This window comes from Methanolapillus millepedarum (assembly GCF_032594115.1).
Lineage (GTDB): Archaea > Halobacteriota > Methanosarcinia > Methanosarcinales > Methanosarcinaceae > Methanolapillus > Methanolapillus millepedarum.
The window spans coordinates 1,833,185-1,847,136 of sequence record NZ_CP131060.1 but is presented as its reverse complement, the minus strand read 5'-3'; the positions used below and the strand labels follow the sequence as shown (position 1 = coordinate 1,847,136).

General features: G+C 45.8%; 13 protein-coding genes. 10 read left to right on the top strand and 3 right to left on the bottom strand.

What is annotated here, in order from left to right; all coding sequences use genetic code 11:
- Positions 1 to 561: 561 nt before the first annotated feature.
- The 6 genes from dapA to MsAc7_RS08240 all read left to right on the top strand — a co-directional run bounded on the left by dapA (position 562) and on the right by MsAc7_RS08240 (position 5,676).
- Positions 562 to 1,443 carry a 4-hydroxy-tetrahydrodipicolinate synthase gene (dapA, locus tag MsAc7_RS08265; RefSeq protein ID WP_338102439.1) on the top strand — a complete coding sequence of 294 codons (882 nt, stop codon included), beginning with the start codon at positions 562 to 564 and terminating at the stop codon, positions 1,441 to 1,443.
- Positions 1,444 to 2,247, top strand: a complete 804-nt coding sequence (dapB, locus tag MsAc7_RS08260; protein WP_338102438.1) for a 4-hydroxy-tetrahydrodipicolinate reductase — start codon at positions 1,444 to 1,446, stop codon at positions 2,245 to 2,247.
- Between the two features lie 117 nt (positions 2,248 to 2,364).
- Positions 2,365 to 3,261 carry a prephenate dehydratase gene (pheA, locus tag MsAc7_RS08255; RefSeq protein WP_338102437.1) on the top strand — a complete coding sequence of 299 codons (897 nt, stop codon included), beginning with the start codon at positions 2,365 to 2,367 and terminating at the stop codon, positions 3,259 to 3,261.
- Positions 3,262 to 3,355: 94 nt separating this feature from the next.
- Positions 3,356 to 4,579, top strand: coding sequence for a phosphoglycerate kinase (locus MsAc7_RS08250; RefSeq protein ID WP_338102436.1), 1,224 nt, complete (start codon positions 3,356 to 3,358; stop codon positions 4,577 to 4,579).
- 32 nt (positions 4,580 to 4,611) lie between these two features.
- Positions 4,612 to 5,211: a TIGR00296 family protein gene (locus MsAc7_RS08245; RefSeq protein ID WP_338102435.1), complete on the top strand. Its 600-nt coding sequence runs from the start codon at positions 4,612 to 4,614 to the stop codon at positions 5,209 to 5,211.
- A 60-nt stretch (positions 5,212 to 5,271) separates the two neighbouring features.
- Positions 5,272 to 5,676, top strand: coding sequence for an iron chaperone (locus tag MsAc7_RS08240; RefSeq protein ID WP_338102434.1), 405 nt, complete (start codon positions 5,272 to 5,274; stop codon positions 5,674 to 5,676).
- Positions 5,677 to 5,764: 88 nt separating this feature from the next.
- Here the strand turns inward: MsAc7_RS08240 and MsAc7_RS08235 are convergent, their stop codons facing one another.
- The 3 genes from MsAc7_RS08235 to MsAc7_RS08225 form a co-directional block, all read right to left on the bottom strand.
- Positions 5,765 to 8,068, bottom strand: coding sequence for a hypothetical protein (locus MsAc7_RS08235; protein ID WP_338102433.1), 2,304 nt, complete (start codon positions 8,066 to 8,068; stop codon positions 5,765 to 5,767).
- A gap of 442 nt (positions 8,069 to 8,510) precedes the next feature.
- On the bottom strand, positions 8,511 to 8,714 hold the full coding sequence (locus MsAc7_RS08230) for a hypothetical protein (protein WP_338102432.1): 204 nt from the start codon (positions 8,712 to 8,714) through the stop codon (positions 8,511 to 8,513).
- Between the two features lie 182 nt (positions 8,715 to 8,896).
- Positions 8,897 to 9,304, bottom strand: coding sequence for an acyl-CoA thioesterase (locus MsAc7_RS08225; RefSeq protein WP_338102431.1), 408 nt, complete (start codon positions 9,302 to 9,304; stop codon positions 8,897 to 8,899).
- Positions 9,305 to 9,444: 140 nt separating this feature from the next.
- Here MsAc7_RS08225 and MsAc7_RS08220 point away from each other — a divergent pair, with 140 nt between their 5' ends.
- The 4 genes from MsAc7_RS08220 (at position 9,445) to ilvN (ending at position 13,939) form a co-directional block, all read left to right on the top strand.
- A complete protein-coding gene (locus MsAc7_RS08220) occupies positions 9,445 to 9,852 on the top strand; it encodes a hypothetical protein (RefSeq protein WP_338102430.1) in 408 nt (135 codons plus the stop codon).
- Between the two features lie 47 nt (positions 9,853 to 9,899).
- Positions 9,900 to 11,471, top strand: coding sequence for a 2-isopropylmalate synthase (locus MsAc7_RS08215; protein ID WP_338102429.1), 1,572 nt, complete (start codon positions 9,900 to 9,902; stop codon positions 11,469 to 11,471).
- Positions 11,472 to 11,710: 239 nt separating this feature from the next.
- Positions 11,711 to 13,423 carry an acetolactate synthase large subunit gene (locus MsAc7_RS08210; RefSeq protein WP_338102428.1) on the top strand — a complete coding sequence of 571 codons (1,713 nt, stop codon included), beginning with the start codon at positions 11,711 to 11,713 and terminating at the stop codon, positions 13,421 to 13,423.
- A complete protein-coding gene (gene ilvN, locus MsAc7_RS08205; RefSeq protein ID WP_338102427.1) occupies positions 13,424 to 13,939 on the top strand; it encodes an acetolactate synthase small subunit in 516 nt (171 codons plus the stop codon).
- The last annotated feature ends 13 nt before the right edge of the window (positions 13,940 to 13,952 follow it).

Sequence of the window (13,952 nt, the reverse complement as noted above, 5' to 3'; positions counted from 1 at the left end):
TCGCTTTGCAACGAATATTTTTAATTCAGGTATCATTTAACAAAAATAAAATGATTTACATATTTATTTTTTATCAAACGTCAAAAAATATCCTAATGATATTTTAATTTTATACCCGCGTTGTATATTGGAGAAAATATGATTTTAATGTTTCGTTTATAATTTGTAAAAATGAGAGTAAAAAACAGAGCGAATAATGACAAAACGTGACAAATCGGACGCCAACCGAGGGCCGGCAGAACGTTCAAGATTCAATCAACAGAGCAAATAAATTAAATTCAGACAAAAACGACAAGATGGCTTTTCGTTTAAGCAATAATTTTAATTACATCTACCGTCAATTTTCAAAAAACGTTTTAATTCATTTCAATAAAAAATAACGAACATATTTGAATGTATTTTCAAATATATTTTCGAATGTTAAGACGAGAACGAGTAAACACCGCCTTTTCCGGTTTGCCGTTCACTCAAAATGATCATTCGAAAACGGAGCATATTTCAAAAACGAGAGGTTCTTAATTGGAATAAATATTATTTAAATAAAACAGGTGGGTTTTTAATATGAATCAAAGATTCCAAGGTGTTATCCCGGCATTAATTACGCCGTTTACGACCGATAACCGAATTGATGTGGACGGGTTGAGAAGAAATATCGAATTCGTGGAAAAAGGCGGCGTCAGCGCAATTGTCCCCTGCGGAACAACCGGGGAGTCGGCCACAATGACGGCTGAGGAACATATGAAAGTCGTCGATGCCGCTATTGAAACCGCAAAAGTTCCGGTGATTGCCGGAACCGGGTCCAACAGCACGGAAGAAGCTGTTTTATTCACAAAACACGCCAAAGACGCCGGCGCCGCCGCGGCTTTGATCATTACGCCTTATTACAACAAACCGACTCAGGCCGGTTTAAAAGCCCACTTTGAAAAAATCGCAAACAGTGTTGACATTCCGATCATCCTTTACAACGTGCCGTCCCGGACCAGCGTGGACATGGCGGTCTCCACCATCGCCGAATTGGCAAAACATGAAAACATTATCGGAATCAAGGAAGCAACCGGCGACATGGGAAAAGCCTCCGAAATCCTTCACAAAACAAAAGACGAAGACTTTGTTTTGCTTTCCGGAGACGACATCGCGACACTTCCGTTGATGTCCATTGGCGCAACCGGCGTCATTTCTGTTGCCGCCAACATTGTTCCGCAAAAAATGTGTCAGATGGTTTCAGCCTTTGAAAGCGGAAAAATGAAAGAAGCGGCCAAAATTCATGATGAGTTAACACCGCTTATGAAAGTGTTGTTTATCGAAACAAACCCGATTCCGATTAAAACCGCCATGCGGCTTTCCGGACATGCCGCCGGACCGTTGCGTTTGCCGCTTGTGGATATGGCGCCCGCCAATTTGGAAATGCTGAAAGCGGAACTCAAAAAGATGGGCGTGATTTAAATGGCCGGCGATGTGCGTGCCGCCGTCATCGGCGCTTGCGGACGGATGGGAACATTAATTATTCAAAAAATTCAAGCGACCGACGGCATTTGCCTTTCCGCCGCGTTTGACGTGGCCAACACCGGCACCGACATTGGGGAAGTCATTCGAATCGGAAAGCTGGGAATTCCGGTGTCTGACCCGAAAGATTTGACCAAAGTCCTGAAAGAATCTAAAACAGATGTCGTTATTGACTTTACAGTTGCTGCCGCCACCGCTGTCAATGCGCCGGCTGCCGCTGCCGCCGGTGCCAACTTGATTATCGGAACAACCGGACTTTCCGCCGAACAAAAAACCAACATTGTTTCGGCCATTACAACAAATAATGTCGCTGCCGTCATTTCATCTAATTATTCAATCGGCGTCAACGTGTTTTTTAAACTTCTCAAAGAAGCGTCGCAATATTTGGGCGATTACGATATTGAAATCATTGAAGCGCACCACAACCAGAAAAAAGACGCGCCGAGCGGAACCGCTGTGACCGCTGCTGAAATCATCAGCAGTTCTCTGGGCGGAAAAGAGTTTGCCTACGGACGGGAAGGACTTTGCCCGCGCGGCAAAGAAATCGGAATCCATGCCGTTCGCGGCGGAGACATTGTCGGGGACCATACGGTGATGTTTATCGGAAATTCCGAACGGATTGAAATCCGGCACCAAGCGCACACGCGCGAAATTTTCGTCGGCGGCGCCGTGATGGCGGCCAAATGGGTTTGCGCTCAAAAGAAAGGAGTTGTTTACGAAATGACCGATGTGTTAAACCTCTGAGGTCATTTATTTTTAATTTTTATTCTTTATTTGAATCAAAGCCTTTTGATCGCTTATTTTTTGAGATTATATTTTTATATTTCATAATATTGGGACTTATTTTGATTGGAAATCATTATGAAAATATCCGTATTGGGCCCGGCCGGCTCCTATTCCGAAAAAGCAGCGCTTCTTTTCTTTTCAAAATGCCGTCCGGACGATGAAAAAGAACTGATGTATTCACCGACGATTGAAAATGCTGTTCTGAATTTATTCAATGAAGAGCAGCCGGCTGATTTTGCCGTGATCCCTCTCGAAAATTCGATTGAAGGCGCCGTCGGCATCAGTATGGATTTGCTCAACGAAAAAGAGGTGACCATCAACGCCGAAATTATTATCCGGATTGAGCACAGCCTGCTCTCTTTAGAAACATCGCTTTTCAATATCGAGACGGTATATTCTCATCCACAAGGGCTCTATCAATGCCGGAATTTTTTAAGAGAAAAACTCAAAAACGCCCGATTGGCTGAAACCGACAGCACGTCAAAAGCCGCTCAAATGGCGGCGGCAAATCCGAAAAGAGCCGCAATCGCCTCGGCCGAAGCCGGCCGAAAATACGGGTTAAACATCCTTGAAACAAATATTCAATCGGTTAAAAATAACCGGACCCGCTTTGTTTTGATTTCAAAAAACGATGCAATTGGCATTTCAAAATCAAAAGAGATGATGGACAGTGTTTCAGACGCCTTTGAAAAGAAAAACGGCAAGATGGATTTGAAAACATCCGTGATTTCATATTTAAAAAACGACCAACCCGGCGCCTTATACCATATCTTGGGCGCGTTTTTTAAACACAACATCAACTTAACAAGGATCGAATCGCGCCCGGCCAAAAAAGAACTGGGCGATTACTGCTTCTATATTGATTTTGAGGGAGACCGGTCGGATGAAGGCGTACAAGACGCCTTGAAAGAGGCGGCGACTCAATCGGACCGCCTGAAAATTCTCGGAACTTACGGACGGCTGTCGGAATGACCGTATCAAATAAGATTATAAATGTTGGAACCTGATAGGAAGAAAATAATAATTGAACTCAAAACAATAAAATCTTGGACAAGGAACGGGGAGATTGAAGTTGACAAAGGATTTTTTGACGATTGATGATTTTGACGTTTTCGGAAAAACGGTTCTTTTGCGTGTGGATTTTAACGCGCCGATGAGTCCGGAGGGTAAAATTTTAGATGACGCGCGCATTAAAAGTCACGTCAAAACAATTACGGATTTAAAGGACGCGAAAGTGGTCATTTTAGCGCACCAAAGCCGTCCCGGAAAATCCGACTTTACCACCACAAAACCGCACGCTGAAATTTTGTCCAAATATCTCGGCAAAGAAGTCCGGTATGTGGATGATATTTTCGGGTCTTACGCGCGGTCCTGCATTTCGGCGATGGTTCCGGGCGATGTCATTATTTTGGAAAATGTGCGCTTCTTTTCGGAAGAATCTTTGGACCGAAGCGTCAAAGAACATTCCGATTCTTTTTTTGTTCAAAAATTACTTCCTTATGTTGATTTTTATTTAAACGACGCTTTTGCTGTTTCCCACCGCTCTCATTTGTCGGTGGTTGGATTTACGGAAAATATTAAAAGCGGTGCCGGCCGGTTGATGGAATCTGAAATTGTCAATTTAGAACGGGGACTGAACGGCGAACGCCCGTGCGTTTACGCGCTCGGCGGCTCAAAGGTGGATGATTCGTTGCATGTCGCGGAAAACGTCCTTTCCAAAGGCAGCGCCGATTCCGTCTTATTTAGCGGCGTCGTCGGAAATGTTATTCTCGCGGCGGCCGGATTCAAAATCGGAAAGCCGAATATGGATTTGATTGTGAAACTCGGATATACGGATCAAATTGAAATCGCCAAAGAAATGATTCAAAAATACGGGGATAAGATCAAATACCCGATGGATGTGGCGCTGAACGCTGACGGCAAGCGTGTTGAAGCAACCATTAAAGAAATGGGAAAAAGCAATTATCCGGCGTATGACATCGGTCTTGAAACAATTGTCGCGTACACGACAGAAATCGAAAACGCGGGAACCGTCATCTTAAATGGCCCGGCAGGCGTCTCTGAAAACCCGGATTTCGCGATCGGAACGCATGAAATTATCCGCGCGGGAACACGTTCTAAATTTTCAATCATTGGCGGCGGGCACATTTCCGCTGAAGTGAACCGGCTCGGAATCGAAGGACAGTTCTCTCACATCAGCACCGGCGGCGGCGCTTGCATTGAATATTTATCGGGCGTTGAGCTTCCGGGAATCACGGCGCTTGAAAACGCGGCGAAAAAAAAGAATTGAGATGAAAAACGGCACAATTCAGGAAGAATGTTATGTCAAAATATCATCTGTTGACGAATGAAGGTATCTTGGCGGTCAAATTGGCCCGTCAAACGATTGAATCGATGTTAAACGACGAAAAGCCTCAAAGAATCCCCAATTTGCCGCTCAATTTTCAGGAAGACCGCGGCGTTTTTGTCACACTCACTTTGGACGGCGAATTGCGCGGCTGCATTGGTTATCCGTACCCGATTATGTCGTTTGAGAAAGCCGTCATGAAAGCCGCGATTTCAGCCGCTTTTGAGGACCCGCGATTTTTCCCGATTGAGAAAAAAGATTTCAACCGGGTTTGCGTGGAAGTGACGGCGCTGACGATTCCGGAAGAATTGGAGCCGCCGTTTACATCCTACACCAATCAAATTCAAATCGGGAAGCATGGCCTGATGGTGGAATACCAAGAGAATCGCGGCCTGTTGCTTCCGCAAGTGGCGGTTGAGCAGGGATTTGACTCAATTGAGTTTTTATGCCAAACGTGTATCAAAGCCGGCCTCACGCCAATGGCTTGGAAATACGGGGCAAAAGTGTATCGGATTGAAGGACAGATTTTCCACGAAATTGAGCCGAACGGCGAAATTGTGGAAGAAAAGCTCTGACCTGAAGATGGAAGACAAATTTATGAAAAAATAAAAAGATAAGAATTTGGAGCCTTTTTTGTGAGTGACCAAGCAATCCCCGCAACGATTGACGAGTATATTTCAGCGCAGCCGCCTGAAATTCAAAAGATTCTGACCGAATTCCGCCGGACGATTTTGCGCGCCGCGCCGGACGCGCAGGAAAAAATCGCCTGGGGAATGCCTTCTTTTACAGCGTACGGAAGTTATGTTGCTCAATTTGCCGCCCACAAAAATCACGTCGGATTTTATCCGGGACCGGAGGCGATTACTGTTTTTGAAAAAGAGCTTTCCGGCTACAAAACATCCAAGGGCGGAATTCAATTTCCTTATGAAAAGCCGGTGCCTTATGATGTGATTGAAAAAATCGTCAAGTACCGGGCACAGGAAAATCAAAAAAGAATGATGGAAAAAGAAAGCAAGAAAAAAATCAATAAGAACCAATAAACAAAATTTTGATTCTTATTTTTGTTTATTTTTTTGTTTATTTTTTTGTTCCTTTTGTTTATTTCTTATTTTGGTTCACTTTCAGTACTCATTTTTTATTCTTGTAAGCGAAAATTGCGGCGGCAATCAGTAAAACACAAATCACGGCAATAATCAAAATCAAGAGAGTTCTGTTCCCAAAAAAATGGGTGTTACTGCTCGTGTTATTGTCACTTTGATTATTTCCCATACCGTTCTCCGATGAATTGTCGGACATATTCGTATTGTTTTCGGAATCCGGCGGAGTTTCAGACCCCGGCGTATCGGGAACCGACGTGTTGATGACAGTGGCCCGGCCGAATCCGCCGCTGTTTCGAACCTCGTTTACCGTCAATGTCGCAAATTCGGTTGAAAACGGATTTATGACGGCGCGATATTTCCATCCGTTCATATTCAGTTCCGCAGCCGGTGTTTGATAATTGGCTGTCGTTTCGCCGATCCCGCCGACGACATCGGAAAATCCGTTCCCGTCGTTTTGGTCGACTTGCCATTGGTATCCGAGACCATCAATATCAACAACAGAAAAGACAGCATGTTGGCCTTCATAAACAAATTGATTGTCGGGCGGTTCAATTTCCAGATAATCGCTTTCATTGATTGCGGTTTGATAGAAAAAGAATTTGCCGTCCGGATCCGCCTCGGACTTAAAAACAATAGGAGTACCCAACACGGCGTTTGCAAACAGAACGATTTGGCTGCCGGTATATCCGGAAAAAGCAGATTCATAAACAAGCTGGTCATCGCTGTTTTTAATTTGATTTTCCGCAGGATTGTCACTGTATCCTTGAAGAACTGAAAATTCGGAAGGGATTGTCGGAGTATAAATGCTTCCGCCGTCAATTGTAATTGCGGAAGTTCCCGATGTTGCCGGATTTGGACTCGTCCGGGAAGTACCGCCTCCGATTGCAAACCCGTTCCCGGTTTGAGTCACTTGAACCGTTCCGCCGGAAATCACAACTTCCGCATTACCGCCCGTTCCATTATAATTTCCGCCGCCACCGCCGATTGCCGCAGCATTTCCGCCGCCTCCGGAATCAGTGATTTCACCGGAAACAGCTGTCACTTTCGCCGCATCGGATATTTTTATGGTTCCGAACCCCCCGGGCCCGAGAACGTTTTCGGAACCGCCACCGCCGCCGCCACCGATTCCGGCACCACTTCCGCCACCGTTTGATCCTTTAGCAGTCCCACCGGCTGCGGTAACAGATGCTGAATCGGATATTTGAACGGTTCCGTTTCCACCTTTTCCGTTATGGCCGCCGCCGCCACCGCCGATTCCGGCACCACCGCCACCGCTTCTTGCGTTGCCGCCGGTTCCGCTGCCGCCGCCGCCATTTCCACCGGTTGCTGTAACAGTAACATTTCCCATAATTTTAATGCCGTCATCCGCTCCGGAACCGCCGCCGTTGCCGCCGACAGAATCTGCTCCGCTGCCACCACCACCAATTCCGGCGCCGCCGCCGCCGTTGGAAGCATTCCCGTTCCCACCGGTTGCGTGAATTGTTCCGGCCCCGGAAATTTCAATTTTAAAGGCAATACCGCCATCCGAAGTGTTTTCGAATTTGTGGTCTCCGCCGCCGCCACCGATTCCGGCACCGCCGCCCCGACCATTAGGATTGCTTCCGCCGATTGCGTTAATTTTCCCGGAACTGTTGATTTTAATCGAACTCACGTTTCCACCGGCTTCCCCACCGCCGCCACCGATTCCGGCGGCGCCGCCAAAAGTAGTTGAATTGTTAGTTCCACCGCCGCCACCGTATGCGTTAATGTTAACGTTTCCGGAAACAACGATGTCGCCGGTATCTTTTCCGGTTAACCGCGGTCCTCCGATTCCGGCACATCCCAACCCGCCCCGGACCGTTAAATTTCCGCCGCTATCCGAAGTAACCGTTAAAGCGACTCCTTGAGGAACATAAATTCCGGCAAGCGATCCGGTAATATTGTTCGTTCCTTTCACAAATAAAACCGAATTATTTCTTTCGGAAAGATTGAGTCCAAAAACACCATTGGCAGATGTTAAACTGAGATTTTGAATCGTCAAATTTAAAGGTTGAGGATTTGACGGCGTCTCCGCCACAATATTTGTTCCGGCAAAATTGGACTCGGGATTGTTGCTGAGAATCGTTAAATCGGTAATGTTTCCCGGAATTCTAATGGTACCTCCCGCCCATGATGTCGGATTAAGAGTCAAATTGTGGGGCCCCGGTCCCGAAAAACTATTTAGTTTGTTGTTGGCGTCAGTGACGTTGTTGGCGGTCGCGTTGTCAGCATAAACAACGGCCGGCATCAATAAAACAAGGAAAAGAGCAAGAAATGTTAAAATGACCACCCTTTTTACAATTGAAATTTCCATAACTTTACTCCCCATTTACAATGTTTTCCATTAGAATAAATTAAAAATCGAACAACATTTTAGTTTTACACATTAAGAATATACAATAAAATATACAATAAATATTATTTTTATTTTTTTATTATTATAAGAGAGATATTTTTATTTTATATTCTTATACTTTTTCTTAAAAAAATATTCAAAAATTCCATTTAATTTCGAATATGAGTTAACATCCGGAAGGATCTGTTTTTAAAAAAAGAAAAAATTTGAAAAATGATGATTCTCATAAAAATGAAAGCAAAAGAATAAAAAATGAAATTAAAAATGAAATTAAAAAATGATTATGAACTTCACCATCCGATCATATGAAAAATGTAAGAAAATGATTCCAAAGTTCGACGACAAATGCTTGTTTTGCAAAAATGTTTGAGCATGTAAGAATTACTTACATCTCCACAAATCAATCTTTTCCAAAAAAATAATCTCTGATTTTATACTCTCCAATGTCGGTGAGTTCTTTTTTCTGTATTTCTGCCCGCTCTTTGTTTTTTTCCCTGTCTCTCTCAAAAACCATATCTGTGCAAGGAGATTTATCTAATATCTCATAGACCCGGTCCTCGTATTTTAAATCAACAAAAAGCGAGTCGGGGATTAACATCATCATAGCGTCACCTTTTTGATTCCTTCGTTTTGAATGGCTATCGAATGTGTTTTTTGTAAAATGTATTCATCGGAAGGCGTGAACAATCTGGTTGGAACCGCTCCGCCTTTGAAATCGTCCAACACTGAATCCAAAAGTGAAATGAAATTAAAAAATGAAATTAAAATAATTCAGATAACTTTCAATCATTTCGGCATTTCAATCAAATGTTCCGCAAGCTGCGCCTTAATATGTTCCGGAATCGGCGTCGTCACTTTATTTTTGAAATCGTAATGCACGACAACCGCTGAGCCTTTGACGCAAAGACGTCCTTCCTGCCAAGCTTCATGATATGTCGTAAACGATTTGGTTCCGATTCGGATAACATAAGTCCGGATTTCGACGTCGTATTGGAAGAAAAGCTCGTCCAAAAAATCGAAATCGGTGTGCGCCATAATGAGCGTCCACGTGTCATAAGACAAATTCAAATTCGGCTCAAACATTCTAAAAATCGGATTTCGGCCCAACTCAAACCAATTGCCGAGGACGACATTGTTGATGTGACCGAGGCCGTCAACATCGCCAAAGCGCGGGGTAACTTTTGTCGTAAACATAGCCTTTCCTATTGTCGAAAAATATTTAAAGATTTGGATTTCAAATTCCTTTTTTCATTTTTGATGACAGCGTTCGGTTTACAGTTCCGATTGCATCTGCTGTTTACGGTTCCGATTGCATCTGCTGTTTACGGTTCCGATTGCATCTGCTGTTTACGGTTCCGATCGCATCTGCGGTTTACGGTTCCGATTGCATCTGCTGTTTACAGTTCCAATTGCATCTGCTGTTTACAGTTCCGATTGCATCTGCTGTTTACAGTTCCAATTGCACCTGCGGTTTACGGTTCCGATTGCATCTGCTGTTTACGGTTCCGATCGCATCTGCGGTTTACGGTTCCGATTGCATCTGCCAATGCTGTATCCAATCATTTCGTTGGAATCCGAGAAAATCAAACGCAAAGCGTTTGATTTTTCGGGAAGGTTTGCTTGATTATTTCAAAAGGATGGTATGGACTTGCTTAATTTTTCAAAAACCGCCCCACGTTTTTGAAATCCAAATGAAATGTGCCGCCATAACGCGCGCACCGCCGCCTGCCAAAAAACAATAACAGACAAAAAAATTCATAGTATGATAATGAAAAATCATTACAAATTAATGAAAAATTATATAACGGATGAGAGAATTCTGAGTCACGCAAAATCCGATTTTTGCAAAAATACAAAGAAGGGGATTCCATTATTCGAAAAACTCAACATTCTTGACACCACACTCCGTGATGGTGAACAAACGCCCGGTGTGGCGCTTTCGACCGACGACAAAATAAAAATCGCGACGGCTTTGGACGACTTGGGCATCGGCATTATCGAAGCCGGCTCGGCCGTGACGTCCGAAGGCGAACGCACGGCGATTAAGGCGGTTTCCGCCTTGGGACTTTCCGCCGAAATTTGCAGCTACTGCCGCATGAAAAAGGAAGACATTGATCTGGCGCTTGCCTGCGACGTTGATTCCGTTCATTTGGTGGTCCCGTCTTCCGCGCTTCATATTGAGATGAAGCTTCGAAAAGACATTTCAAAGCCGGCTGACCGGGAATCTGTTTTGGCGGCCGCGGGAGATGTTGCGGAATATGCGAAATCGCATGGTCTGATTGTCGAATTCAGCGCTGAAGACGCATCGCGCGCCGATTTAAAATTCTTAAAAGAATTGTATAAAACAGGCGTTAGCCATCACGTCGATCGTTTATGTTATTGCGACACGGTCGGAATGTTGACGCCGGAACGGGCGTTTACGATTTTCTCGGAACTGGCTTATAATGTGGGAGCGCCGCTTTCGGTGCATTGCCACAATGATTTTGGTTTGGCGACCGCCAACACGGTGGCGGCTCTTCGCGCCGGCGCCGCCGAAGCGCACGTAACCGTCAACGGAATCGGAGAGCGCAGCGGAAATGCGTCTCTGGAAGAAGTGGTTGTCCAACTCGAACATCTTTACGGCAAAAACACCGGCGTTAAAACCGAAAATTTATATAAAGTCTCGCGCCTTGTGAGCCGGCTTACCGGAATTCCGGTGGCGCCTAATAAAGCCATTGTCGGCGGCAACTCTTTTACCCACGAAGCCGGCATTCATGTCCATGATTTGGTCAAAAATACGGCAACTTACGAACCGATCGGTCCCGAATTTGTCGGACGGGAACGAAAAGTGGTTCTCGGAAAACATGCGGGAACCAGCTCCATTGAATTGGCTTTAAAGGAATTAGGATTCGGCGCCGAAAAATCTCAAAAGGAAGAGATTTTCGCCCGCGTCAAAGAACTCGGCGACCTTGGAAAACATGTGACGGATGCCGATTTGCAATCCATTGCCGAAGCGGTTTTGGAGATTCACCACAATCCGGCTGTTCGCTTAAAGGCGTTTACGGCGGTTTCCGGACGGCCGTCTATTCCGATGGCGTCCGTTGTTTTAGATGTTTTCGGAAAAGAAACAATTTGCGTTGACACCGGCGACGGTCCCGTGGACGCGGCGATTCGTGCCATCCGGCAAGCTGTTTCATCGGTTGGCGATATTATTCTTGAAGAATACCATGTCGACGCCATTACCGGCGGAACCGACGCCTTGGTCGAAGTCATGGTCAAGTTGTCCAAAGACGGAAAAACCGTCACCGCCCGCGGTGCCCGGACCGACATTATTGAGGCTTCCGTTGAAGCCGTCATTAACGGGATGAACCGGTTGGTTTGACGGCCCGACCGTCAACAAACCTCTCCCCGGAAAATGAATTTTTTTGAGATTTCAAAACGGAGCGGATATTTTATCCGTTCTTTTTTCGAATTCAAAAAAATTCACAAATAAAATGAGTGACAAGACTCATATAAAATAATCCCGTACAGATTAACTCATTATCATCAAAATGATCAGTTTCAACGACAATTTCAAAACAAATTTTAAAAATAAATCAACATAATTATCAGGAGATCTTTATGAAAAAAGAACCGACAGAACGAATGAATGGCGCAAGAGCGTTCATCGAATCTCTCAAAAAAGAAGGCGTCGATACGATTTTCGGGTATCCCGGCGGCGTCTTGCTTCATATTTACGATGAGATTTACAGTTGCGATTTGCGCCACATCCTGGTACGGCATGAACAAGCGGCAGCGCACGCCGCGGACGGATACGCGCGCGCGACCGGACGCGTCGGCGTCTGTTTGGCAACATCCGGCCCCGGCGCCACAAATCTCGTTACCGGAATTGCAAATGCTCACATGGATTCAATTCCGATGGTTGCGTTTACGGGACAAGTCGGAAGTTCTCTCATCGGAAACGACGCGTTTCAAGAGGCAAACATCACCGGAATAACGCTTCCGATTACAAAACACAACTATTTGGTTCAAAAGGCGGACGACATTCCCAAAACCATTAAAGAAGCCTTTTATATCGCATCAACCGGTCGTCCCGGCCCCGTTTTAATCGATATTACCAAAGACGCAACCGCTACCGAACTCAAATTTTCATATCCGGAAAGCGTCAGTTTGCGCAGCTATAAACCGACGGTTCGCGGAAACGCTCAGCAAATCAAAAAGGCGGCGGAACTCATCGCCAACGCCAAAAAACCGGTCATTTACGCCGGCGGCGGCGTTGTGTTGTCCAACGCGTCATCCGAACTCTACAAATTTGCGGAAGCCATCAACGCGCCGGTGACAACAACACTGATGGGAATGGGAGCGTTCCCGACAACGCACCCGCTCTTTATCGGAATGCCCGGCATGCACGGTACAAAATACGCCAACTTCAGCATCCAGGATTCAGACCTGCTGATTGCGGTCGGCGCCCGGTTTGACGACCGTGTGACCGGAAAAATTTCATCGTTTGCAGCCGGCGCTAAAAAGATTCACATTGATGTAGACCCGGCGGAAATTTCCAAAAATGTGAAAATCGACGTCCCGATCGTCGGCGACGCTAAAAATGTACTTACGGCGCTCACCCAAACCATCGCCGAAAAAATCACTGCCGGAAAAACCGACGACTGGTTAAAACGCGTGAATCAATGGAAAAAAGAATATCCGCTCGGTTATTTGGACGACGGTTCCACCATTAAACCGCAGTTTGTGATTGAAACGCTATCCAAAATCGCACCGGACGCCATCGTAGCGACGGAAGTCGGACAGCATCAGATGTGGACGGCACAGTATTTCAAATTCAAAGAACCGCGCAAATTCATAACGTCCGGCGGTCTCGGCACCATGGGATTCGGGCTTCCGGCCGCAATGGGCGCTAAAGTCGGCTGCCCGGACCAAATTGTCTTTGACGTGGCGGGCGATGGATCGTTTCAAATGAACTCTCAGGAACTTGCAACGTTGGTGACCAACGATATTCCGGTGATTTCCGTAATTTTAAACAACGGTTATCTCGGAATGGTGCGGCAGTGGCAGGAACTCTTCTACGACTGCAAGTATTCGCACACCGATATCGCAAACAGCGTCGATTTCGTCAAATTGGCGGAGGCGTACGGAGCGCTGGGCCTGCGCGTGGAAAAGAAATCGGAACTGGAAGAAGCCGTCAAACGCGCCATTAAAGAGGGACGGCCAACGGTCATTGATGTCCGCGTGGACCGGAAGGAAAACGTGTTCCCGATGGTTCCGGCCGGGGCGTCTATTAATGAAATTATCGACGAAAGAAAATACGGGGGCAAGTAAATGTCCGACATCAAAAATTATACGCTTTCCATTTTGGTGGAAAACCATTATGGTGTGCTGACACGTGTGGCGGGACTGTTTGCCCGACGCGGATACAACATTGACAGCTTGGCGGTCGGCGTCACGGAAGATCCGTCCGTTTCCCGAATGACCATTGTGGTCCGGGGAGATGATTCCGTCATCGAGCAAGTGATTAAGCAGCTTTACAAGTTGATTGAAGTCATTAAAGTGGTGGATCTCAGTTCGGAAGAATATGTCGACCGCGAGCTGGCGCTCATAAAAGTAGCCGCAAGCAAAGAAAACCGTGCCGAAATCCTTCAAATCGTGGAGATTTTCCGGGCGAAAGTCGTCGACGTCGGCGCAAACACCATGATGATTGAAATTACCGGAAGCGGCGAAAAGATTTCAGCTTTGGAAAAACTCCTCAAACCGTTCGGTATCAAAGAACTGGCAAGAACAGGACGTGTCGGGCTTTTGCGCGGCACAAAAGATGTCGTCAAAGCGCGGGAAGAATAAAACCTTGAAACGG